Genomic DNA, 23924 nt, shown 5'->3' on the forward strand with positions numbered 1-23924 from the left:
CCCGGACGGGTCAGTCGGAGGCGGTCGACCGGGGCGCGCGGTAGTCGAGGTCGGCGTACTCGGGGTGCCGCTGGAGGTAGGCCTGGACGAACGGGCAGACCGGCAGCGCCCGCAGCTCGCGGGTCCGGACGTCGTCGAGCGCACCGCCGACGAGGTGCCCGCCCACGCCCTTGCCCTCGGAGCCGGGGAACACCTCGGTGTGGGTGAAGACCACCAGCTCGGGAGTCTCCTGGTAGGCGGCGAACCCCAAGAGGGTGTCACCGTCCCGGATCTCGTAGCGGGACTCGTCGTCGTTGCGGACGACGTCGAGGGCGGCGGGCGGGGTCGCGGTCACCCCACCATCCTGCCCGCTGCGCCCGGCACCGCGCGACCGGCCCGCGCGCGACCGGTCACGCCATCGCGAGGGGCAGCGTCGCCATCCACCTCGAGCGCAGCTCGAGGAGGTTGACGTCGAACAGGCCGGCGCCGGAGTGGCCGACCGAGAGCAGGTCGCCGCCGGTGCGCCCCAGGTCGGTCAGCGGGACGCCGTGCCGGCCGGCCAGCTCGGTGAGCCGGTCGACGTCGTCGGCGGCGACGCTGACGAGCACCCGGGCGGTCGACTCGGAGAAGAGCGCGACGAACGGGTCGGGGTGGACGCCGTCGAGGGCCACCTCGACGCCGCACATGTTGCTGATCGAGGCCTCGACCAGCGCCTGGGCGAGGCCGCCGTCGGAGAGGTCGTGCGCGCCGGTGAGCAGCTGCAGCCGCTGGCCGGCCTCGTGCAGCAGCTCGGCGAGCCGCTTCTCGGCGGCGAGGTCGACGGCCGGCGGCAGCCCGCCGAGGTGCCCGTGGACGACGTGCGCCCACTCGGAGCCGTCCAGCTCCTCGCGGGTCTCGCCGAGCAGGAAGACGCGGTGGCCGGGCTGCTCACCCTCGACCGACGGCCAGGCGGACGGCGTCCGCCGGGTGACGTCGTCGACGACGCCGAGCACCGCGACGACCGGCGTCGGGAGGATGGCGTTCTCGGCGGTCTGGTTGTAGAGGCTGACGTTGCCGCCGGTGACCGGGATGCCGAGCTCGAGGCAGGCGTCCTTGAGGCCGCGGCAGGCCTCGGCGAACTGCCACATGACGGCCGGGTCCTCGGGCGAGCCGAAGTTGAGGCAGTCGCTGATCGCGAGCGGCACCGCGCCACTGGTGGCGACGTTGCGGTAGCTCTCGGCCAGCGCGAGCTGCGCGCCGGCGTACGGGTCGAGCTTGGCGAAACGACCGTTGCAGTCGGTGGAGACGGCGACGCCGAGGTTGGTCGTCTCGTCGATGCGGATCATGCCGCTGTCGCTCGGCTGGGCGAGCACGGTGTTGCCGCGCACGTAGCGGTCGTACTGGTCGGTGACCCACGACTTGTCACAGAGGTTGGGGCTCTCCGCGAGCCGCACCAGGGTCGAGCGGAGCTCGTCGCCGGACGCCGGCCGGGCGAGCGACCCGGCGTCGTCGGCCTGGAGCGCGTCCTGCCAGTCGGGGCGGGCGAGGGGACGTCGGTAGACCGGCCCGTCGTGCGCGACGGTGCGGGGGTCGACGTCGACGACGGTCTCGCCGTGCCAGTCGATGACCAGCCGGCCGTTGCCGGTGACCTCGCCGACGACGGTCGCCTCGACGTCCCACCTCGCGCAGATCTCCAGGAACGTCGCGACGTCGCCGGGCTCGACGACCGCCATCATCCGCTCCTGGCTCTCGCTCATCAGGATCTCCTCCGGCGAGAGCCGGGGGTCGCGCAGCAGCACCTTGTCGAGCTCGACGTGCATGCCGCCGTCGCCGGCCGCGGCCAGCTCGGACGTCGCACACGAGATGCCGGCCGCGCCGAAGTCCTGGATGCCGGCCACGACGCCGGCCTGGAACAGCTCGAGGGTGCACTCGATGAGCAGCTTCTCCATGAACGGGTCACCGACCTGGACGCTCGGACGCTTGGCCGGGCCGTCCTCGTCGAAGGTCACCGACGCCAGGATCGAGGCGCCGCCGATGCCGTCGCCCCCGGTGCGGGCGCCGTAGAGGATCACCTGGTTGCCGGCGCCGCTGGCCTTGGCCAGGTGCAGGTCCTCGTGGCGCAGGACGCCGACGCAGAGCGCGTTGACGAGCGGGTTGCCGAGGTAGCTCTCGTCGAAGACGACCTCGCCGCCGATGTTGGGCAGGCCGAGGCAGTTGCCGTAGCCGCCGACGCCGGCGACGACGCCGGGCAGCACCCGCCGGGTGTCGGGGGCGTCCAGCGGGCCGAAGCGGAGCGGGTCCATCACGGCGATCGGGCGGGCGCCCATCGCGAGGATGTCGCGCACGATGCCGCCCACACCGGTCGCCGCGCCCTGGTGGGGCTCGACGTAGGACGGGTGGTTGTGGCTCTCGACCTTGAAGGTGACGGCGTAGCCCTGACCGATGTCGAGGACGCCGGCGTTCTCGCCGATGCCCGCGAGCATCGCGCCGACCGGCGTGACCTGGGGGATCTCAGAGAACTGCTTGAGGTGCACCTTGGAGGACTTGTAGGAGCAGTGCTCGCTCCACATCACCGAGTACATCGCGAGCTCGGCGCCGGTGGGCCGGCGGCCGAGGATCTCGCGGATCCTCTGGTACTCGTCTGCCTTGAGACCGAGGTCGGCCCAGGGCTGCTCGCGCCCGGGGTCCTCGGCGGCGACGGAGACGGTGTCGAGGGCGACGATCCGGGGCTCGGGCACGGACGCCAATCTATCGGTCCCCGCGCGGGCCCCACGCCCCGCGTCGGCGTTCGGACGAACTCGAGGGCGCCGCGACGTATCAGGCGGCCCCGTCGCCCCTCTGAGTCCCTGAAGGCTGGGAGGCCCGCCCCTGGGACTGGGGGGTCGAGGGTCGGGCTCCCTGCCGCCGCGGCCGCGCCGACGTCGGGACCGCGCCACCCCCGCCGTCACTCCCGCCCACCTGTCCGCCCACCTGTCCGCCCACCTGTCCGCCCACCTGTCCGCCCACCTGTCCGCGCGTCCGACCACGCGACGCCGGCACCGGATAGGTTGCCGTGTCGTGGGAGAGACGACGGGCCGCGCGACGGCCGAGGAAGGCTGACGACATGGCGAGCTTCTGCGCTCACTGCGGCGCCCCCCACCAGGGCGGCGCCTTCTGCGGATCGTGCGGACGCCCCCTCGGGACGGCCGCGCAGCCAGGACCGACCCCGGACGCAGGACCGGCGCCGGAGCAGCCGACGATCGTCCCGGGCGGCGCGCCCGCCCCCGACCCGACCACCCGGTTCCCGTCGGTCCCGCCGCAGGCACCGCCCCCGCCGTACGCCGCCGCGCCGCCGCCGGGCCACCAGCCCCCACCGGCGCACCAGCCGCCGCCGGGCTACCCGCCCCAGCCCGGCCCTCCGCAGGGCCAGCCCCTCCAGGGCTACCCGCAGCAGGGCTACCCGCAGCAGGGCTACCCGCAGCAGGGCTACCCGCAGCAGCCGCCCGCGCCCCGCGTGAACCCGTTCCAGGGGTGGCCGGTCGCCGACTACCTGCGCGACGCCGCCTCGGCGGTCGCGCTGTTCTCGGCGCTGGGCATGCCGTGGGACCTCGGCAGCATCGAGGGCTACCACCACGGGGGCGAGCGCTGGTGGGTCGTCATCGCGGTCCTGCTCGGCGTCGCCTCGCTCGCGGTGCCCTACCTCGCGAAGGCGCGGGTCGTCCCGGGCTGGGGCCCGACGCACTACACGCTGACCAAGCTCGCCCTCAACGCCCCGCTCGGCCTCTGCGTGCTCGCCGCGCTGCTCGTCGAGCTGATCGAGATCAACGACGACGGGCGTGGCGGCCTCGGCAGCGCCGTCGCGATGGCGCTGACCGGTGTCGCGCTCGCCGTCCAGCCGCGGGCGGCCGAGGAGTCGCCGCAGTCCGGCAGCGACCGCCTCTGGACGCGGATCGCGTCCGGCACCGCCGTCGGCGCCGTCGTGCTGACGGTGGTGCTCTTCACCACGTGGTTCCTGCACGGGGTCGTCACCGACGACTTCGACCTCTTCGACCCGTTCCTGCCGGTGGTGGCGGTCGTCGTCCTGTTCCTCCTGACCCCGCTGGCCCTGCTCGGCTACCCGGTGTTCCAGTCGGTCCTCGGCGCCCGCTCCGACGCCTGGCGCCGGGTGCTCGCGACCACCGGCTTCACGGTCGTGGTCGTCGCCCTGCTCTCGCGCGCCTCCGACGGCGACGGGCTCTTCACGTGGTTCACGCCGGAGAAGTGGAACGGCGTCGCCGGGGGTCTCCTGCCCGGGGGCGGTGGCCTCCTCGCCGGGGCGGCCGCCGCGCTCGCCGTCTCGCGCGCCCAGCAGCGCGCCACGGCGACCCCTGACGCGCTCGCGTCCTGGCGCGACACCGTGTCGGCCGCCCTGCAGCTGTCGGCGGCGGGATCGGCGCTCACCGCGGTCGCGCTGCTGCTCGACTCGATCGAGACCGGCTTCGAGGCCGGGCCCGTGGTCGTCGTCGTGCTGCTGCTCGCCGCCGCGGGCGCCGCCGGTTTCGCGCTGACCCTGCTGGGCGACCTGCGCGCCCACCGGATCGTGCTGCTCGGCGTCCTGGCCGGCATCGTGGTCATCGGGTTCGTCGCGCTCGGCATCCTCAACGGCGAGGACCTGACCGAGGCGAGCAACGGCTGGACCGTGGCCGCCTGGCTCTCCCTGCCGTGCCTGGCCGCCTACGCCCTCACGGTGCCGCCGACCGTCCGCTCCGCGCTCGGCCCGCTGGTGCCGCAGTCCGGGAGCCCGGCGCCGCACGGCCAGCCCCAGGGCTACCCCCAGCAGCCGTACCCACCGCAGGGCCACCCCCAGCAGGGCCACCCCCAGCAGGGCCACCCGCAGCAGGGCCCGCCGCAGCCCTACCCGCCGCAGCAGGGCCGGCCCCCGCAGCCGCCGCCCGGCTACCAGCAGGGCCCACCGCCGGCCGGGTGGACGCCGCCGCCGGGCCCCTGACCCCGGCGCCGGAGAACTACAGGAATGTAGTTCAATCCGATCGCTGTTACTGGTGTGACTCCTGTGATTAGAGTGCGGTTCGGCACGACGGATCGCCCCCTCTTCCCCCCTGGAGTCCCGCCATGAGTTCCGCCCTGCGCGTCCGCCGCCCCCGGACGGTGCTGCGCACCGCGACCACCGTCCTCGGCGTCCTCGGCGCCCTTGTCCTGGCCGCGACGACGGCGACCGTCGTCCCCGCGGCGACCGCCGCCGCGCCGACCACGAGCGTGTCGAGCGTGTCGAGCGCGCCTCGTGGCGCCGCGCCCGCCGCCGTCCCGAGCGGCGCCCGCGCCGACACCCCGCTCCCCGTCACCCCCGGCGACTTCACCGGCTACGGCTTCGACCAGTGCCTCACCCCGACCCAGGCGACGATGAACACCTGGCTGCAGAAGTCGCCGTTCCTCGCGGTCGGGATCTACATCTCCGGTGACTCCCGCGCCTGTCGCTCGCAGCCGAACCTGACGCCGACGTGGGTCCGCAACCAGCTCCTGAAGGGCTGGCGGCTGCTCCCGATCACGCTCGGTCCGCAGGCGTCGTGCCAGCCGCGCTTCCCGCGCTACTCCGACGACTTCAAGATCAGCCCCGACCCCGGTCCCCGCAACCGCTACCCGAAGGCCCGCGCCATGGCCCGCGACTCGGCCGCCTCCACGGTGGTCGACGCGCAGCGGCTCGGCATCCCGGCCGGCAGCACGCTCTGGTACGACCTCGAGGGCTTCGACCACACCAACACCCACTGCCGGGAGTCGGCGCTGGCGTTCGTCAGCACCTGGGTGATCAACGTCCGCCGCCTCGGCTACGTCACCGGCGTGTACTCCAGCGCCGGGTCCGGGATCAAGGTCCTCGACGACGCCCGCGTCAACCGGCCCGGCGCCTTCGCCCTCCCCGACCGGATCTGGGTGGCGCGCTGGGACGGCGTCGCCAACACCTCCACCTCCTACCTGCGCAGCGACGGCTGGGTGCCCGGCGGTCGGGTCAAGCAGTACCGCGGCGGCCACGACGAGGTGTGGGGCGGCGTCCGGATCAACATCGACAGCAACTTCCTCGACATCGGCCGCGGGTCGGTCGCCCCGGGCGAGAGCCACTGCGGCGGCGTCACCGTGAGCTTCCGCCGGTACGGCACCCTGCGCGTGCCCAGCGGCACCCGCACCCCCGCTCCCGGGAAGGTCAGGGCGCTCCAGTGCCTGCTGACCGAGCACGGCTACTACCGCGGCGCCGTCGACGGCCGCTACTCCCCCGCGGTCATCGACTCGGTCCGCCGGTGGAAGACCGACCGGGCGCAGCCGGCCAGCGACCACTGGTTCCCGCGGGACTGGATGACCCTGCTCTCGTGGGGCACGGGTCCGGTGCTCAAGATCGGCTCGGCCAGCGCCTACGTCCGACGCGTGCAGCGCGCCCTCAACAGCGCCAACATCGGCACGAAGCTCGCGGTCTCCGGCACCTTCGACAGCGGCACCGCCGAGGCCGTCAGGACCTACCAGCGCCGGGTCGGGCTCTCGGCCTCCGGCATCGTGGACACCCCGACCTGGACCAGGCTGCGCGCCGGCATCCGCTGACCCGGACGGCGCCGCTCAGGCCCCGGTGACCGAGCGGGCCAGGACCGTGGCCAGGGCGAGGTCGCGGTAGCGCGCGGCCATCTCCTCGGGGGTCACCGGGCCGCCGGCGCGGTACCAGGACGCGATCGAGTAGCCCATGTTGATGATCGCGCGGGCGGCCTCGAGCGGGTGCGTGGTCGCGAACTCGCCCTCGGCGACACCGGCCTCGACGACGGCGCGGAAGACCGCCTCCTGCTCGTCGCGCAGGGCGACGACGTCGGCGCGGCCCTGCTCGTCGAGGCTGCGCAGCTCGGACGCGCCGATCAGCGCCTCGGCCTGGCGGCCGGTGTGGAAGAGCACCCAGGCCTCGACGAGGGCCCCGAGCCGCTCGGTGGGCGTCGGGCCGGCCTGGTCGAGCGCGGCCCCGGTCAGCGCGAGGACGTCGGTCATGGTGCCGACCATGATCTGCTGCAGGATCTCCTGCTTCGAGCTGAAGTGATGGTAGATGCTGGCCACCGTGACCCCGGCCGTGCGCGCGAGGTCGCGCATCGACGTCCCGTGGTAGCCGAGCTCGGTGAAGTTCTGCACCGCCGACTCGACCAGGACGACGCGTCCGCCGCGCACCTGAGCCCGAGGTCGTGCCACCGTCTCCTCCTCCACCGACCGCCTGACTGAGCGGTCAGTGTGGCACCCTCACGGCGTCGTGCCCTCGACCGCCCGCTCCTCCTGGCTCGCGAGCACCTCGGCCGCCCACGGCCGCAGCTCGCGCTTGAGGAGCTTCGCGTTGGCGTTGCGCGGCAGCGGCTCGCTGCGCACGAGCGTCCGGCGGGGACGCTTGTACGACGCGAGCTGCTCGCCGCACGCGCGGGCGACGTCCTCGGCGTCGAACGCCGGGTCGTCGGTCACGACGATCGCGACCGCGGTCTCGCCGAACCGCTCGTGCGGCACGCCCACGACCGCGGTCTCGACGACACCGGGGAGCCGGCTGATGACGTCCTCGATCTCCTTCGGGTACACGTTGAGCCCGCCGGAGATGATCATGTCCTTGGTGCGGCCGACGATGGTGATGAAGCCGTCGTCGTCGAGCTCGACCAGGTCTCCGGTGTGCAGCCAGCCGTCGCGGAACGCCTCGGCCGTCTGCTCCGGGCGCTCGTGGTAGCCGACCATCGTGGCGAGCGAGCGCACCAGGAGCTCACCGGTCCCCGAGCGCCGGATCTCGCCGTCGCCGTCGCGGACGGCGAGGTCGGTGTGGGGCAGCGCGCGGCCGGCGGAGCCCTCGTGGTCGAAGACCTCGTCGGCCATCAGCACGGTGGTGATGGTCGGGAACTCCGAGAGCCCGTAGCCCTGGCAGACGTCGACGCCGGGGATGCCGCGACACACGGCCTCGATCACCGAGCGCGGCACCGGCTCGGCGCCGGTGACGATCCAGGTGAGGGCGCTATCGGAGAGCCGCTGCATGAGGTCGGGCCGGGTGACGAGCTCGCGCAGCAGGCTGGGCACGAGCATCACGTGGGTCGTGCGGTGCTCCTCCAGCTCGGCGACGATGCCGTCCATCGTGGCGCCGCCGGTGGGCCGGATCTGCGAGAACCCGCCGATCCAGCAGAGCGCGAGCACGAGGTTGTGGAAGCCGGCCGCCCAGGACAGCGACGGGATGACGGTGTAGCGGTGCTCGGGCCTGAGACCGAGGCCCTGCACCTGCCCCATCGCGTTCCACAGGACGCCGTTGTGGGTGTGGACCGCCGCCTTCGGCAGGCCGGTCGTGCCGGAGCTGTAGTAGAGGATGAAGCGGTCCTCGAGGGCCGGACCGGCCCAGCGGTCCGCGCCCGACAGCGGCTCGCCGGCGACCAGGTCGCCCCAGGACACCGCCCGCACGCCGTCCGGTGCGACGGCCGCGCCGACGGTGACGAAGGCGTCGAAGTCGACGTCGAGGCGCGCGGTGCTGCGACTGCCGATCTCGTCGACGACGATCACCCGGGCGCCGCTGTCGCGACAGACGTGCTCGATCTCGGGTCCGGTCAGCAGCACGTTGACCGGCACGCAGACCGCGCCCAGCGCCGCGAGCCCGAAGAAGGTCTCCACCCACTCGAGGCGGTTGGCCATCATCACCGCGACGGTGTCGCCCCTGCCGACGCCGGCGCGGGCCAGTCCGCCCGCCACCTGCAGCGCGCGGTCGCGCATCTCGACGAAGGTGACCGTCTCGTCGGCGAAGCCGAACGCGGGCCGGGCGCCGTACCTGCTCTCGGCGGAGCGGTCGAGCAGACCGAAGACGTTGCGGGCGAGCGTCATGGGACTCTCCTGGGGACGGACCTGGGACGGTGCACGACACCGGTTGCGGAGGGTGTCGAAGGTCACTAGCCTAGCGATCGTTCGGTTTAATGCAACCGTCTGATTCTGTGGATCTTGAGAGAGGGGTACGCCGATGTCCGCGACCACCCGGTGGGGCATGACGATCCCGCTGGACGGCGTCCCGCTCGCCGAGCAGGGCGACGTCTGCCGCGAGCTCGAGGACCTCGGCTACACCGACCTGTGGAGCGCCGAGGGCATGGGCACCGACGGCTTCACCCCGCTCGCCGTCGCCGCCGCGGTGACCAGCGACGTCCACCTCGGCGTCGCCATCGCCTCCGCGTTCACCCGGGGCCCGGCGCTGCTCGCCCAGACCGCGGCGACCCTCGCGGCCACCGCGCCCGGACGGTTCACGCTGGGCGTCGGGGCGTCGTCCAGCGTGCTGGTGCAGGACTGGAACGACATCGCCTTCGACCGGCCGCTGTCGCGCTGTCGCGACCTGGTCCGCTACCTGCGGGTCGCGCTGACCGGGGAGCGGGTCGAGCAGGAGTACGACACCTTCGCCGTGCGCGGCGCACGGGTGGGCGTCGCCGTGGACCAGCCGCCGGCGATCCTGCTGGCCGGGTTGCGCGGCAAGATGCTCGAGCTGGCCGGCGCCGAGGCCGACGGCGCCATCCTCAACTGGCTCTCGGCCACCGACGTGGCCCGGGTCGCACCGATCGTGACCGGCGCTGCCGGCGACGACCGCGCCCGCGAGGTCGTGGCGCGCATCCTCGTCGTGCCCACCGACGACACCGAGGTCGCCCGCGCGATCGGACGCCGGATGATCACCGCCTACCTGAACGTGCCGGTCTACCGCGCCTTCCACGAGTGGCTCGGTCGCTCCGACGAGCTCGGACCGATGTGGACGCTCTGGGCCGCCGGCGAGCGCCGCGAGGCCCTGGCCGCCGTCCCCGACCACGTCGTCGACGCGCTGGTGCTGCACGGGCCGCCGGAGCAGGTCCGCGAGGGCATGCTCGCCCACGTCGAGCACGGCGTCACCGTGCCCGTCGCCGCCCTGCTGCCCGTGCCCGGCGTCGACCCGCGGCAGGCCTGCCGCGACCTCGCGCCCCGCTGACCCCTCCCCCACCGCCCCCTCACCCTCAGGAGCCCGTCCATGGAGCAGACCTTCGCCGGCCAGGTCGTCGTCGTCACCGGCGGCAGCCGCGGGATGGGCCGCGAGATGGTGCACGCATTCGCCGCCCGCGGCGCGCACGTCGTCATCGCGAGCCGCAAGCTCGAGAACTGCGAGGCGGTCGCCGCCGAGGTGACCGCGCAGCACGACGTCCGCGCCCTGCCGCTCGCCTTCAACGTGTCGTCGTGGGACGAGTGCGACGCGCTGGTCGAGACGGTCTACGGCGAGCTCGGCCGGGTCGACGTGCTGGTCAACAACGCCGGGCTGTCGCCGCTGTACCCGAGCCTGAGCGAGGTGTCGGAGGCACTGTTCGACAAGGTGATCGCGGTCAACCTGCGCGGCCCGTTCCGGCTCACCGCCGTGATCGGCGAGCGGATGGCAGCCGGCGACGGCGGCTCCATCATCAACATCGGCTCGATCGAGGCGATCCGCCCGCAGCCGCTCGCCCTGCCGTACGCCGCCGCCAAGGCCGGCCTGCACACCCTCACCGAGGGATTCGCCCGCGCCTTCGGCCCGTCGGTGCGGGTCAACACGATCCAGGCCGGCGCGTTCCTGACCGACATCTCCCAGAACTGGCCCGACGGGCTCCGCGAGGAGATGGAGCCCAAGATCGCGCTCGGCCGGTGCGCCGAGCCGCACGAGGTCGTCGGCACGGTCCTCCACCTCGCCGGGCCGGCGTCGTCGTACACGACCGGGGCGTGCCTACGGGTCGACGGGGGCTGGCAGTAGCTCGCCGCCGCCTCAGGCGAGCAGGGCGGTGACCGCGGCCGAGGCGTAGAACGGCGCCAGCTCGGCGCGCAGCGCGCGCTCGAGGTCGCCGGACTCGCGCAGGACGTCGACGATGCCCGGGACCAGCCGCACGACGTCCTCGACGAGGTCGGCGCGGTCGAGGTCGAGCTCGTCGAGCAGCTCGGCCGGCGCGTAGCCGCCGAACCGGTCGAAGACCGCGTGCACGACCACCTCGGTCAGCCGGCCGACGTGCTCGGTCGCCAGCGCGCCGACGACGAGCGCGTGCACGCCGTCGACGAGGTCGGTGACCTCGTCGCGCTCGACGTGCCGCCCGAGGCCGTCGACGTGGGCGGCCGCGAGCTCGTCCCAGGCCTCGAGGAGGGCCGCGCGGGTGGTGGGGTCGCGCAGGGTCTCGACGACGATGCGGTTGAGGCCCTGGACGGCGTACGTGCCGCCCCGGCCGGCGGCGTCGCCGAGCAGGCCCTCGAGCTGCTTGTCGGCCGCGCCCACCACCCGCGACGCCGCGCTCGTGCCGAACGACATCAGCGCGCCGAGGCCCGGCACCCTGTCGGCGACCGCCCGGTTGGCCTGGAGCACCTCGGCGACGATCCGCGCGGTGAACCGCGACGCCAGCGCGCCGGCGAGCGGGTTGTCGGTGAGCCGGTCCAGCGCCCGCTCGACGACCGGCGTCAGCGCCAGCGCCGCGTCGAGCACGGCCTCGACCTGCGCGCGCTCGGCCAGGTCGCCGACCGGGAACGGCTCGGCCGGTCCGGCCAGGACGACCTCGGTCGCCAGCTCGACGATCCCGCCGACGGCAGCGCTCCCGGGCACCGTGCCCAGCGCCCGGCGAACGACGTCCGCGACGACGTCGCGGTCGACGAGCTCCTCCAGCGGCGTCCGCCCGGCGGCGTCCAGCAGCGCCTCGGCCGCACGGCGTGCGGTCGCCGCGAGCTCGTCCCCGCCCAGCCGGTCGAGGTGGAACGCGACCTGCGCGTCGAGCAGCCGCTGGGCGAGGTCCGGGTCGGGGGGCACGTGGCGACGGTACTGGCGGGCCCCAGCGGTCGCTCCCGGCGTGTCACCGCCGAGCGCCTGTCCGCGCCGGCTCCGTCCCGCGAGTGCCGTAGGCCGGTGTCACCCCGTCGCCTCTGGGTACGGCACTGCGCCGGCAACCGTTGCCGCTCACGTCCCGCCCCACGTCGTCGGCTCCCGAGGTCCCGCGACGAGGTCGCGGCGGGCGGGGCTACACCGCCTGCTCGTCCGCGATCCGCCACGGCTCGCCGGGGCCGGAGCGGACCAGGTGGTAGCCGCGGACGGTGCTGCCCTCCGGGGGGTCGGCGTCGTCCTGGAAGGCCCGCCAGTCCAGGTCGTAGGACGCGAGGACGACGACCTCCCCGGCTCCGGCGGCCGCCCCGGACGCCGCTCCGGACGCCGACCCGGAGGCGCCCGTCCCGCGCACCTCGAACTCGCCGAGGTCCTCGACCGCGCCGCACCGCCGGGCGACGTCGTCGCGCTGCTCGGGCACCCACAGGGCGCGGGCCGTCGCGCAGTCGTGGCCGTCGGTCGCGTCCAGGTAGGCCTGGACGACGTCCTCGGCGCTGGCGTCGGCGGCCGGCATCGCGACGTCGCGGCCGGGGGCCAGCGGCCCGAGCACGGCCCACGAGCCGGCGGCCACGGCCGCGACGGCGAGGGTCCCGGCGACCCGTCTCGCCCGCACCCCGTTCACCGTCCCGCCACCCGGTCGGCCACCCGCGCCCAGGGCGAGGTGGTGGTGCGCCCGCGGCGCTCGGCGCGGTCGGCGGTCCGGTAGGCGGCGTAGATCGAGGAGACGCCGAGCCAGCGCAGCGGCTCGGGCTCCCAGCGACGTGCGCGGTGGCCCACCCACGGCAAGGTCGTGAGGTCGGTCGTCCGGTCGAGCACGAGGTCGGCGAGGGTGCGACCCGCGAGGTTCGTCGAGGTCACGCCGGTGCCGACGTAGCCGCCGGCGTACCCGATGCCGGTGGACCGGTCGAGGCGCACGGTGGCCGACCAGTCGCGCGGGACCCCGAGCACGCCCGACCAGGCGTGGGCGACCGGGACGTCGCGGGCGGCCGGGAAGAAGTCGTGCAGCACGGCGGTCAGGGCCTCGACCGTGGAGCGCGGCGTGCGGCCGTCGGTGTCGAGGCGCGACCCGAACCGGTACGGCACGCCGCGCCCCCCGAGGGCGATCCGGCCGTCCGCCGTCCGCTGGGCGTACATGTAGACGTGCGCGAGGTCGCCGAGCGTCTCGGCGCCGTCCCAGCCGATCGCGGCCCAGACGTCGTCCGGCAGCGGCTCGGTGACGACGAGGGAGGAGTTCATCGGCAGCCAGGTGCGCCGCTCGCCAGGCAGCCGGGCGGTGAAGCCCTCGGTGGCGCGGACGACGCGACCGGCGCTCACCCGGCCGTGCCGGGTCTCGACGACGCCGGGCCGGATCTCCTCGACGTGGGTGTCCTCGTGGACGACCACCCCCAGCCGCTCGACCACCTCGGCCAGCCCGCGGACCAGCTTCGCCGGGTGGATCCGCGCACAGTGCGGGTGCCACATCCCGCCGAGGACGCCGGCGACGTCGACCCGCGCGGCCGCCTCCCCGGCCGTCAGCACCTCCCAGTCGGTGCCCGGCCAGCGCGCCTCCGAGGCCGCCGTCGAGCGGAGCCGGGCGAGCTGGGCGGGGGTGCGGGCGACGTTCAGCTCGCCGCCGAGCCGGATGTCGGCGTCGATGCCCTCGGCGCGGGCGGTGGCGACGACCTCGGCCACGGCGTCGTTCATCGCCAGCTGCTGCCGGACGGCGGCGTCGCGGCCGTGCGAGGCGACGTACTGCTCCACTCCCCCGGTCACCGAGTTCGTCAGCCACCCGCCGTTGCGCCCGGACGCCCCGAACCCTGCGAAGCGCGACTCCAGCACCACGACGCGCAGCGCCGGGTCGGCCCGCTTCAGGTAGTACGCAGTCCAGAGGCCGGTGAAGCCGGCCCCGACGACACACACGTCGGCGTCGGTGTCGCCCGGCAGGCTCGGGCGCGCCGGTGGCCGGCCGAGGTCGGACCACCAGAACGACACCTCGCCGTTGGCGTGGCCGCTCGTCGGGCTCGTCGGGGACACCATCGGATCATCGTGCCGGATCGTCGACCAGGCCGACGAGGTGCCGCGCCTGGTCCTCGGTGGAACCGACCGGGTTGCGGGCGAATCCGCCGTTGCCGGGCAGCAGCATCACGAACCAGAACGCGGCGAGCAGTCGGCGGAAGTGCGCGAGTCGGGCCCGCCGGGCCTCGTCCAGGTCGAGGGCCAGGAGCAGCGCCGGCACGTCGAGCAGCCCGCCCAGTCGCGAGGACGCGTGCTCGACGACGTCGGCGACCTCGAAGGCGAGGTCGGAGACGCCGAACTCCTCGAAGTCGACCAGCCGGCAGGCCGCGCCGTCCCACAGCACGTTGTCGAGGTTGCCGTCGCCCCGGGCGGCGACGGGCTCGTGCACGCGGTCCCAGGCGTGCCCGACCGCGAGCCACGTCCGGGTCCGGTCGAGCACCGCGCCGACGAGGGCCGGGTCCTGGCAGGCCGCCACGTCGTAGGGGCCGGCCGCCCAGTCCCGGACGGCCGCCCGCATCGTCGTGGGCCCGTAGACCCGCTCGCGCCCGGCCACCGGCACCGCGAACAGCCGCCGCAGCGCCACCGCCAGCCCGGCCACGGCCTGCGCCGGCACCGGTGCGCCACCGAGCGGCTCCCCCGGGAGCCGTGACATCACCACGACCGGGGCGCCGTCCTCGACCTCGCGGGCGATCGGCACCGGAGCCAGTCCCGGCGCGTGCTCGGCGAGCGCCGTCAGCCCGGTCCACTCGCGGTCGGCCTCGTCGTCGTCCCACGACACGTAGCGCTTGCGGACGACGTCGACGCCGATCCTCAACGCGTGGGTGTGCACCCCGTCATGGTGCCCGAACCTCGAACTCGAGCGTGGCGACCGGGTTCTCGAACTCGGTCAGCCGGAGCGAGACCTGGAGGGTCCACGTGCCCGGCGTCGGGACGACGGCGTCGGCGGAGAAGTTGCCGGGCGAGTAGTAGATGAGGGGCAGCGCCCCGAGGTCGACGTCGTCGGAGGCCAGGCTGACGACCGGCGGCTCGACGCCCTCGCCCGGCCGGCCGTCGGCGTCGAGCAGCTCGATGGTGACCGTGTTGGGTCCGGTCAGCTGGGGCGACATCGTGGCGCGCACGGTGAGGTCGCCGAGCTCGGCGGTCTGCACCTCGAGCGGGCCGACCTGGGCGCTGGTCGGGACGACGGGGGCGTCGGACTCCGGGCTCCGGTCGACGAGGAAGCCGGTGAGGAGGAGGACGACGACCAGCACGCCGGCCTCGGACGCGGTCGCGCGCGCCACGACGCGGGCGCCGGCGCGCCGCTCCTTGCGGCGGGCGGTCTGCTGCATCGCGGGGAGCAGCTTCCAGCGGTTCCAGGCGGCGATGGCGACCGCCGTCAGGGCCGCGAGGACCTTGACGAGCAGCAGCTGGCCGTAGCCGGTGTCGAAGAGCGCGCCGACCGAGCCGACGACCCGCCAGGCCAGGAACGACCCGGTGACGACGAGGGCCGCCAGGACGCCGGCCGCGACGCCGGAGAACCGGGCGAGCACCTCGGCGCCGAGCGTGCCGCGCTCGGCGAGGTCGACCAGGGTCAGGGCGAGGGCCAGCAGGCCGCCGAGCCAGACGCTGCCGGCGAGCAGGTGCAGCATGTCGGCCCCCACGACCAGCCACTCCGGGCTCTCGGCCCGGGTGTGGCCGACCAGGGCGGGCGCGCACGCGGCGACCACGACCGCGCCGACCGCGACCCGGCCGCGGACGGCGTCGGGGAGCCCGCCGCCCAGCAGCAGGGCGCCCAGGCCGACGCCGAGGACGACGACCGCGGTGACGGCGTACTCGGTGGTCGAGAGGATCGCCCAGGTGCCGCTCCGGGTGAGCGAGCCGGTGTCGCCGCCGAGGAGGTACATCGCGGTGAGCGGCAGTCCGACGAGCCAGGTGACGGCGGTCGCGACGGCTCCGACCCGCGCCGTCCGGACGAGCCACCCGCGGGAGCGGTCGGCGAGGTTGGTCCTGGGGAGCAGGAGGGCGACGAAGCCGATGACGCCCACCGCGACGAACAGCGCGACGTAGCCCAGCCAGCGGAACAGGCTGAGCACCCACGGCGGGTTCGAGCCGTCGGACCCCACGCCGCCGGGCGGCGCCTCCACGATGGCGCTCGGCGCGCCGACGGAGAAGCTCAGGGAGCCGCTGATCGGGTGGCCGTCCTCGGACACGACGCGCCACACGACGACGAGGGTCCCGTCGCCGACCGCGTCGTCGAGCGTCACGGTCAGCCCGGTGCCGCTCGCCGAGGACGACGACGCGACCGGGCCGCCCTGCGCGTCGAAGACCTGGACGCCGTCGGGGACGCCGCCGATCGCCTCGCTGAAGGTGAAGGTGATCGCCTCGGGCGCGGTCTCGAGGACCGCACCCTCGGCCGGGTCGGTGGCGACGAGCGTGGCGTGGGCACTCGCCGGCGCCGCCGTGCCGAGCACGAGAGCGGCCACCAGGACGACGAGGAGCAGGAGGGCACCGCGGACACCGGCCCGGGCACGTCCGACCGCGCCAGAGCGGCTCCGGTTCACGGTCACTTCCTCGGACTCGACGGATCGGCCACCGCGGCGAGGGTTCGGCGACGTGAACGTCGTCCACGATGGTGACCGTCGTCACGGTGCCAGCCCGCCGAACCATTGTCAAGGATGTGAACCATCGTCTCGTCGACGGTGCATGCGGTTGTAGCGGTCGTCACCGTGGCCGTAGAGTGTGGTTCACACTATCGAACCCAGGTCGCTCTTGTGGACAAGCCTGTCCGTGGGCGATCGCCCACGACAAGGACAACCCATGCCCAACATCACCGTCGAGCTGCTCAAGGGCCGCACCGTCGAGCAGCGCCGCGACTTCGCGAAGGCCGTCGCCGAGAGCGCCGTGGAGATCCTCGGCGCCCGTCGCCAGGACGTCCGCATGGTCTTCAGCGAGATCACCCCCGACATCGTCGCCAACGGCGGCGTGCTGGCCAGCGAGGACGAGAGCCGCGCCGGCGTCGTCGCCGGCCTGGCCGACAAGGCCTGAGCGACCCGCAGCACCACGAGAGGCCGGACGGCGACCCACGGGTCGCCGTCCGGCCTCTTGCTCGTCCCGGCCGTTGCGGGGTCGGCACAGCAAGGTGCGGGCCCGGAGGAAGATCCTCCGGGCCCGCACCTTCACTACTTGCTGCTGGTCATTGCTGGGTGCTGCTGGTCACCTCTTCGGCTTGACCTTGATCGTCACGGTCTTGCTCGCGCTGGTCAGCACGTCGCTGCCGAGGTAGGTCACCTTGGCCTTGATCGTGCCCTTCCTGGGAGCCTTGGCCAGCGTGATGACGACCCTGCCGTTCCTCACGACACCGGAGTACGTCTTCTTGCCGACCTTGACCTGCACCCTGCCGGTGACCGGGACACCGCTGGGGGCGGTGACGGTCACGGTGACCTTGGCGCGGGCGCCGGCCTTGACCTGCCGGGGCGCCTTGACCTTGACGGCCGCCTTGGCCTTGGTGACCCGGTAGGTCACCGAGCCCGTGGCCGCGGTGTGACCCGCGTCCCCGGCGTAGCGCAGCGTCACCCGGTAGGTGCCCGGCTTCAGCGACCTCGCCCCGACGGCGAGCGAGGCCTTGCCCGCCGACAGGGTGCCGGAGGCCAGCACGGTGGTGCCGTTGAGCACCTGCACCCGACCAGTGGCCGTGGCCGGGTCGGTCGACACCGTGACGGTGCCGGCCCTGCCGTAGACCACCGTGAGGGCGGTGCCCGTGACCGAGGTCGTCACCGGGACCTCGGGCTCCTCCACCTCGGCCACCGTGATGGTCACCGTGGCGGGCTCGGAGTCGAGCTCCCCGTCGCCCGCCAGGTAGGTGAAGGTGTCGGTGCCGACGAAGCCGGCGTCCGGGGTGTAGGTGAACGCACCGTCGGCGGCGAGGGCGACCGCGCCGTTCTCCGGCTGGGTCCCCACCGTCGCGGTCAGGTCGTCGCCCTCGGCGTCGGTGTCGTTCCCGAGGACGCCGGGAGCCGGGACCTCGAGGACGACGCCCTCGTCGGTGGTGTGGGTGTCGTCCGTGGCCACGGGGGCGGTGTTGTCCGGAGCGACCGGACCACCCTCGTAGAGCTCGGTGACCAGGTCGGCGTCGAGCTCGTAGTCGAAGAGCTGGAAGTCGTCGACCAGGCCGTCGAACCTCGGGTCGGGCCAGCTGGTCCCACCGATGAAGTTCGCCACCGTGTTGCCGCCGACCCCGATGTCGCTGAGGTCGAGGCTGTAGTCGGTGCGCGTCGCCTGGAGCTCGCCGTCGAAGTAGATCCTGCCGACGGAGCCCTCCAGGGTGAACACCACGTGCGTCCACTCGTCGAGCGGCAGGTCGTTGCCCGCTCCGAGGGTCAGCCGCTCCTGCGCCGGGTTCCCGGCCGCCTTGAACGTCGCCGCGAAGCCGGTGGGCCCGTCGGCCTGCGTCGAGGACTGCAGCAGGAAGAAGGTGTCCGTGCTGCTGCCGATCTGCAGCAGGGTCACCCAGTTCGGCAGGGCGTCGGGCTTGGCCCACAGCGACACGGTGAACTCGTCGGAGAGCCCCTCGTCGATGTTGTCGGGCAGCTCGACGTGGTTGTTCGTCGTCGACGCACCGCCCGGGAGCGAGAGCCCGGCGCCGTACTGGCCGTCCGGCGTCCACCCGGTGGTGCCGACGAGCGACGCGTCGCCGACGGGCTTGGTGCCGGTGTTGGCGGCCGTCGTCCCGGTGCCCTCGTCGAAGGCGTAGTGGACCGGGACGTCGGAGCCGTCGTAGGGCCTGCTGACGACCTGGGTGACGGTGTCGGACGACAGGCGGAAGCCCGCGGCCGGCACGTACCGCACCTGGATCTCGTGCGTGCCCGGGTCGATGCCCGAGAGCGCCGGGAACGTCGCCGTGCCGGCGGCGAGGGTGAGCGCGTCTCCGACGCGCTCACCGTCGACCAGCAGCTCGACCGTGCCGGTGGCCGTGGCACCGCCGGCGGCGGTCACCGTGGCCTTGACCGTAGGGTCCTCACCGAACGCCGAGGGCGAGCCGGGGGTGACCGTGACGACCGTGGTCGTGTCGGTCAGCTCGGCCTCGTCCACCGTGATCGTCACCGTGGCCGGGGCGGACGTCTTGGAGGCGTCCTTCGCGGTGTAGGTGAAGGTGTCGGTGCCGAAGAACGCGGCGTCCGGCGTGTAGGTGAAGGAGCCGTCGGCGTCGAGGGTGACGTCGCCGTGGGCCGGCTGGGTGCCGATCGCCGCGGTGAGGGTGGCGCCCTCGGTGTCGGTGTCGTTGGCCAGGACGCCGGGAGCGGCGACCTCGAGGACCGTGCCCTCGTCGGTGGAGTAGGCGTCGTCGACGGCGACCGGGGCAACGTTCGCCCCGCCCTCGAAGACCTCCAGCACCTGGTCGGCCGACAGCTCGTAGCCGAACATCTGGAAGTCGTCGACCAGGCCGTCGAAGCGCGGGTCGCCCCAGCTGGTGCCGCCGATGTAGTTGGCCGTGGTGGCGCCGTTGACCCCGATGTCACCGATGGTGATGGAGTAGTCGGTGCGCGTGGCCATCAGGACGCCGTCGAAGTAGATCTTGCCGACGTTGTCGTCCATCGTGAAGACGACGTGCGTCCACGCGTTCAGCGGCAGGTCCGTCTCGCCCGGCAGGAACAGGCGCTCCTGGTTGGGGTTGCCGGCCGCCTTGAACGTGGCACCGAAGCCGCGGGTGCCGTTCTCCATCGACGACTGGAGCAGGAAGAACGTGTCGGTGCTGCTGCCGATCTGCAGCAGCGGCACCCAGTTCGGGAGGGCGTCGGGACGGGCCCAGAGGGAGACGGTGAAGTCCTCCGTCATGCCGTCCTCGATGTTGTTCGGGAGGTTGACCTGGTTGCCCGTGCCCGAACCACCGCCGGGGAGGTTCACCCCGGCGCCGTACTTGCCGTTCGGGGTGAAGGTGGCCGTGCCACCGAGGGTGGCGCTGCCGATCGACGGGTCGCTGCCGGTGTTGGCGGCGACGGTGCCCGTGCCCTCGTCGAAGGTGTAGTGCGCCGGGACGCCCTCACCGACCGGGGGACGGTCCACGGTGTGGGTGACCGTCGCGGTCGAGCTGCGCCAGCCCTCGGCCGGGGTGAACCGGACCTCGATCTGGTGCGCACCCGGGCTCAGGTTGGCCGGCAGGGCCGGGAACGACGCCGCACCGGCGGTGACGGCGACCGGGTCGCCGACGGCGGTGCCGTCGACGACGAGCTGCACCGTGCCCTGGACGGGCTCGGCGTTCTCGCCGGTGACCGTGGCCGCGACCGTGAGCGCCTCACCGAAGGCCGACGGCGACGCGGGGGTCACGGTGACGGCGGTGGTGGTGCGCACCGAGGTGCCCTCGGCGTACAGGGCGGCGATGTCGCCCGCGCTGAGCGCCGACTCGTAGAGCCGGACGTCGTCCATCAGGCCGTCGTAGGCCGGGTCGGGGTACCCGTTGCGACCGAGCCAGTTGTTGGTGGTCGGGCCGACGTCGGTCATGGTCAGCGTGAAGTTCGTCTTGCGAGCGATCTCGACGCCGTTCAGGTAGAGGATGCCGGTCGTGCCCTCACGGGTGAAGGTCACGTGGTTCCACTGGTTGGCGACGACGTCCTTGGTCGGGGTCGCGTAGACGCGCTCCTGGACGTTGCTGCCCTTCTTCTTGAAGGTGACGGCCAGGCCGGTGTTGCCCTGCGCCTGGGTCTGCATCTGGACCTGGAAGAAGCTACCGGCGTCGCCGTCGCCGTCGCCGATGTGGAACATGCCGATCCAGTTGGCCTTGGTGTCGGGCCGCACCCAGAACGACGTGGTGAAGTTGGCCGCGTTCTGGAGCAGGTTGTCCGGCAGGTCGACCGCGTTGGCGTTGGTGCCGCCGGGCAGGTTGACCGCGCCACCGAGGACGCCGGTCGGGCCCCACCCGGTGGTGCCGGTCAGCGTGGCCGCACCGACGGAGACGTCGGTGCCGCTGTTGGCGGCCGTCGTCCCGGTGCCCTCGTCGAGGGCGTAGTGCACGGCCGGCTCGGACAGGCCCGGCTCGGCGGCCGCGACGACGAGGTCGTCGATCATCACGCCGGCCGCACCGCCCGGTGCGGACAGGGTCAGCGTCTCCGACCGCGCCGACGCCGTGAAGGTGTCGACGAAGGTCAGGTAGGTGAGCGCGCCGCTGCTCTGCGACGGGTTGGCCGTCGTGGCGGTGATCGTCTCGTCGAGGTCGGCGACGTCGACGACGGCCTTGCCGTCGGCAGCTCCGGCGGACCGGCTGTCGCGGGCGTACTTGAAGGACACCCGGTACTCACGGCCCGGGTCGAGGCCCGTGAGGGTGCGCTCGAGGCTGCCGGTGGCACCGAGGCCCAGGGCGTAGCCGACGCGGCCGAAGCCACCCTGGCTGGCCGTGGTGCTGCGGACCAGCTGCACGGCGTCGGTGACCGTCCACGGCGCCATCCGGCCGTTGCCGGCGGGGACGTCGATCAGGTTGGCCGGGTTGGCCGCGATCCAGTTGTCCGGACGGGCCGGGAACTCGAACTGGTCGACGAGCTTCGGGGTGCGGCTGTCGAGCTTGACCGCCGGGTTGATGTCGAGCATCGAGGCGACCGAGGGCGTGCCCGCGGCGTTCCAGGCGACCAGCATGTAGGCGCCGGGCACCGCGTAGTTCGCGTTCTGCGGGGCCGTGATCGTCAGGTTGTTGCCCGACTGCGTGAACGACAGGTCCTGGAAGCTCTGGTCGTTGTTGAACCCGTGGGTCACCGAGCCGTTGCGCATCAGGGTGACGCGCGTGATCTGCTCGGACGCCGACGCGGCGAAGGTGCCGTTGTAGCCGATCTTCTTCGGGGCGCTCAGCGTCGGCCGCACGGCCGGCTCGTCACCGTCGAAGAGGTAGGCCGGCGAGTAGTACTCGACGTCGGTGTAGTTGCGCGGGCCCGGGGCGCCGCCGCCGCCGACCATGACGCGGCCGTCGGGCAGCAGCAGGGCGGTCGAGTGGTAGAGACGGGCGTGGGCGTACGGGTTCTTCACCGTGCGCCACTGGCCGGTCGTCGGGTTCCAGATCTCGGCGTTGGTGACGTAGCCACCGTTGCCGTTGTTGTCGCGGCTGCCGCCGGTGACCAGGACCTCGCCGTTGGGCAGCGTGGTGGCGGTCGGCCAGTGCCGGGCGTACTGCATCGGCGCGATCGGGGTGACGACCGGGTTCTCCGTGCCGCCGGTGATGTCGACGGTGAACGCCGCGCGGGCGCCGGCGGGGCCGCCGCCGTTGGACCACGTGCCGCCGCCGACCTGGAGGATCTTGCCGGGGGCGTACATGGCGGCGGTCGACGTGGCGCCGACCGGGTTGCCGAGGGCGCCCTGGTTGGCCGCCGCGGCGGGAATGCGGCCGCGGTCGGTGACCGCGCCGAGGCCGCCGTTGGCCGCCGGGTCCAGCTCGTACATCTGGGTGCCGGTGATGTTGAACAGCGTGCCGGTGGTCGGCGCGACGAAGGCCCGCGGGTACCACCAGCGGTTCTCGTCGGGGCCGGCGACCTGGCCGTCGCCGTAGGCGAGCGCGCTGGTGGCGCCGGTCAGGAGCTTCCAGCCGGTGCCGGCGTCGGGGGTGTAGATCTCGGGGGTGAGCACACCGGCGCCGCCGGGGCCACCGCTGATGCTGCCGCCCTGCACGACGATGTCACCGTTGGGCATCGTGGTGCCGGTCGGGTACCAGCGCGGGTAGTTCATCGGGGCCTCGTTGACCATCCCCTTGCCCTTGCGGTAGCTCGTGACGCCGATCGCGGCGTCGTTCGGCGCGTTGCCGCCGAGCTGGTCGTCGCCGCCGACGGTCATGACCGAGCGACGGTTCGGGTCCTGCACCTGCATCGAGCAGAAGAGGTCGGTGTAGGTGTTGTTGGCCGACACGCCGTCGCGGACGTTCGCGAGCGTCCTCGGGACGGCGGGGTCCCAGATGTCGAACTCGGTCTGGCCACCCTGCACGACGCAGTTGTTGCCGGTGAAGTCGTACGGCGTGGCGTCGGTGCAGCCGCTCGACACGCTGCCGAAGGTCTGCACGGTGCCGTCGGCGGTCAGGGACGCGTTGATCGGCACGTTGGGCCACGGGGTGACGGCGCTGAAGGCGCCCTCCTCGTCCTTGGCCGGCGGCGAGCAGTCGGCCTCGAGGAGGCCCGAGGTGTAGGCGAGGCCGTTCTTCATCAGGGTGCGGATGAAGGGCTCGGAGTAGGCGGTGCCCTCGTGGCCCATGCCGGTGTACCAGGAGCGACCCTCGTCGATCGTCTGGCACCAGGTGGACGGGTGCGTGGTGCCCTGCCGGCCTTCGCTGCCGTTGGACATCTCGTCGTTCGAGGTGATGGTGTGCACGTTCTGCGCGGGGTTGACCACCCAGTCGTACCACTCGTCGCTGCGGTTGATGTCGGCCGGCAGGCCGGCGGCCAGCGGGTCCGAGGCGTCGTTGACGTAGACGCGACCGGGGCGCACGTTCGGGTTCTCCGGGTGGCCCTCGGACATCGCGCCGACGAGCTGCAGGTAGAACGGGTTCTCGTCGTGCTCGCTGTTGCCGACCGACCAACCGGTGTAGTGCTGGCCCATGAAGCCACCACCGCCGCGGATGTAGTCCTCGAGCGCGGTGCGCTGCGCGGCGTTGAAGAGCACGCCGCCGGTCTGCGCGAACGCGAGGGTGTCGACGGTGCTCAGGTTGGTGGCGTTGAAGGCCGCCGGGTCCTGGGTCTCCTGGATCTCCAGGGTCAGTCCGGCCGTCGCGGCGAGCTCGCCGGCGAGGTCGCGGACCGCCTGGCGGGCCTGCACGTGCGAGGCGTGGAAGTTGTCCTTGTAGAACAGCAGGACCTTGAGCTTGCCGTCGTCGTCGACGGCGGACGGGGCGGCCGGAGCGGCCGCCTGGGCGGGCGCGGACACGACGCCGAGCACGGAGGCCGTGACGGCGAGCGCGGCGACCGCGGCGACGAGGTGGGCACCGGAGCGGCGAAGCCGGACTCCTGGGCGCCCACGATGAGACCTGCGAAGCAGTTTCATGGTGGGGATTCCTTGACATCGGTCGTGCATGACTCGAGTGCCGGTATCCCTAGTTCCCGACACTCCCTGAGGCGACCGTATGAGCACCGTCACACAGAGTCAAGAACTTCGTCCAGATTCGTGAACCAAGTTCCGAGAATGTCCACGTGTGTGAATTTTTGCCCAGCCG

15 protein-coding genes are annotated in these 23924 nt (G+C 73.4%); 5 read left to right on the top strand and 10 right to left on the bottom strand.

Annotation, left to right across the window (positions count from 1 at the left end):
• Positions 1-10: 10 nt before the first annotated feature.
• Both E4623_RS05900 and purL read right to left on the bottom strand, forming a co-directional pair.
• Positions 11-334, bottom strand: coding sequence for a GNAT family N-acetyltransferase (locus tag E4623_RS05900; RefSeq protein WP_134765606.1), 324 nt, complete (start codon positions 332-334; stop codon positions 11-13).
• 55 nt (positions 335-389) lie between these two features.
• Entirely contained in the window at positions 390-2696 is a 2307-nt protein-coding gene (purL, locus tag E4623_RS05905; protein ID WP_245154927.1) for a phosphoribosylformylglycinamidine synthase subunit PurL, read from the bottom strand.
• A gap of 365 nt (positions 2697-3061) precedes the next feature.
• Between purL and E4623_RS22925 the strand changes: the two genes are divergently transcribed.
• Together E4623_RS22925 and E4623_RS05920 are read left to right on the top strand one after the other, a co-directional pair.
• Positions 3062-4924: a zinc ribbon domain-containing protein gene (locus E4623_RS22925; RefSeq protein WP_209020535.1), complete on the top strand. Its 1863-nt coding sequence runs from the start codon at positions 3062-3064 to the stop codon at positions 4922-4924.
• A 122-nt stretch (positions 4925-5046) separates the two neighbouring features.
• Positions 5047-6516 carry a glycoside hydrolase domain-containing protein gene (locus E4623_RS05920; RefSeq protein WP_134765607.1) on the top strand — a complete coding sequence of 490 codons (1470 nt, stop codon included), beginning with the start codon at positions 5047-5049 and terminating at the stop codon, positions 6514-6516.
• A 15-nt stretch (positions 6517-6531) separates the two neighbouring features.
• On the opposite strand, the gene E4623_RS05925 is transcribed toward E4623_RS05920, so the two are convergent.
• A complete protein-coding gene (locus E4623_RS05925; protein WP_134765608.1) occupies positions 6532-7140 on the bottom strand; it encodes a TetR/AcrR family transcriptional regulator in 609 nt (202 codons plus the stop codon).
• A 48-nt stretch (positions 7141-7188) separates the two neighbouring features.
• Positions 7189-8781 (bottom strand): class I adenylate-forming enzyme family protein, encoded by a 1593-nt coding sequence (locus tag E4623_RS05930; protein WP_167736499.1) that lies wholly within the window; start codon positions 8779-8781, stop codon positions 7189-7191.
• 133 nt (positions 8782-8914) lie between these two features.
• Here E4623_RS05930 and E4623_RS05935 point away from each other — a divergent pair, with 133 nt between their 5' ends.
• Positions 8915-9895, top strand: a complete 981-nt coding sequence (locus tag E4623_RS05935; protein WP_134765610.1) for an LLM class F420-dependent oxidoreductase — start codon at positions 8915-8917, stop codon at positions 9893-9895.
• 39 nt (positions 9896-9934) lie between these two features.
• The gene (locus E4623_RS05940) at positions 9935-10681 is read left to right on the top strand and encodes an SDR family oxidoreductase (protein WP_134765611.1); all 747 of its coding nucleotides are present in this window, start codon (positions 9935-9937) and stop codon (positions 10679-10681) included.
• Positions 10682-10693: 12 nt separating this feature from the next.
• On the opposite strand, the gene E4623_RS05945 is transcribed toward E4623_RS05940, so the two are convergent.
• From E4623_RS05945 to E4623_RS05965, 5 genes are all read right to left on the bottom strand, one after another.
• Positions 10694-11713 (bottom strand): hypothetical protein, encoded by a 1020-nt coding sequence (locus E4623_RS05945; RefSeq protein ID WP_134765612.1) that lies wholly within the window; start codon positions 11711-11713, stop codon positions 10694-10696.
• Between the two features lie 208 nt (positions 11714-11921).
• Positions 11922-12395, bottom strand: coding sequence for a hypothetical protein (locus tag E4623_RS05950; RefSeq protein ID WP_134765613.1), 474 nt, complete (start codon positions 12393-12395; stop codon positions 11922-11924).
• 5 nt (positions 12396-12400) lie between these two features.
• Positions 12401-13798: an FAD-binding oxidoreductase gene (locus E4623_RS05955; protein WP_134765614.1), complete on the bottom strand. Its 1398-nt coding sequence runs from the start codon at positions 13796-13798 to the stop codon at positions 12401-12403.
• A 4-nt stretch (positions 13799-13802) separates the two neighbouring features.
• Positions 13803-14606 (bottom strand): aminoglycoside phosphotransferase family protein, encoded by an 804-nt coding sequence (locus tag E4623_RS05960; protein WP_134765615.1) that lies wholly within the window; start codon positions 14604-14606, stop codon positions 13803-13805.
• 4 nt (positions 14607-14610) lie between these two features.
• Positions 14611-16317: a copper resistance protein CopC gene (locus E4623_RS05965; protein ID WP_134765616.1), complete on the bottom strand. Its 1707-nt coding sequence runs from the start codon at positions 16315-16317 to the stop codon at positions 14611-14613.
• A 256-nt stretch (positions 16318-16573) separates the two neighbouring features.
• Here E4623_RS05965 and E4623_RS05970 point away from each other — a divergent pair, with 256 nt between their 5' ends.
• Positions 16574-16801, top strand: a complete 228-nt coding sequence (locus E4623_RS05970) for a tautomerase family protein (protein ID WP_134765617.1) — start codon at positions 16574-16576, stop codon at positions 16799-16801.
• 168 nt (positions 16802-16969) lie between these two features.
• On the opposite strand, the gene E4623_RS05975 is transcribed toward E4623_RS05970, so the two are convergent.
• A complete protein-coding gene (locus tag E4623_RS05975) occupies positions 16970-23755 on the bottom strand; it encodes a LamG-like jellyroll fold domain-containing protein (protein WP_209020536.1) in 6786 nt (2261 codons plus the stop codon).
• Positions 23756-23924: the final 169 nt, after the last annotated feature.

Origin of the sequence: Nocardioides sp. 1609, assembly GCF_004522105.1 — a bacterium.
Lineage (GTDB): Bacteria > Actinomycetota > Actinomycetes > Propionibacteriales > Nocardioidaceae > Nocardioides.

Bases quoted from the DNA above. Each gene is read 5' to 3' on its own strand.
- E4623_RS05930 (WP_167736499.1), bottom strand. From the start codon at position 8,781: ATGACGCTCGCCCGCAACGTCTTCGGTCTGCTCGACCGCTCCGCCGAG.
- E4623_RS05935 (WP_134765610.1), top strand. From the start codon at position 8,915: ATGTCCGCGACCACCCGGTGGGGCATGACGATCCCGCTGGACGGCGTC.
- E4623_RS05920 (WP_134765607.1), top strand. From the start codon at position 5,047: ATGAGTTCCGCCCTGCGCGTCCGCCGCCCCCGGACGGTGCTGCGCACC.
- E4623_RS22925 (WP_209020535.1), top strand. From the start codon at position 3,062: ATGGCGAGCTTCTGCGCTCACTGCGGCGCCCCCCACCAGGGCGGCGCC.
- E4623_RS05940 (WP_134765611.1), top strand. From the start codon at position 9,935: ATGGAGCAGACCTTCGCCGGCCAGGTCGTCGTCGTCACCGGCGGCAGC.
- E4623_RS05955 (WP_134765614.1), bottom strand. From the start codon at position 13,798: ATGGTGTCCCCGACGAGCCCGACGAGCGGCCACGCCAACGGCGAGGTG.
- E4623_RS05970 (WP_134765617.1), top strand. From the start codon at position 16,574: ATGCCCAACATCACCGTCGAGCTGCTCAAGGGCCGCACCGTCGAGCAG.
- E4623_RS05975 (WP_209020536.1), bottom strand. From the start codon at position 23,755: ATGAAACTGCTTCGCAGGTCTCATCGTGGGCGCCCAGGAGTCCGGCTT.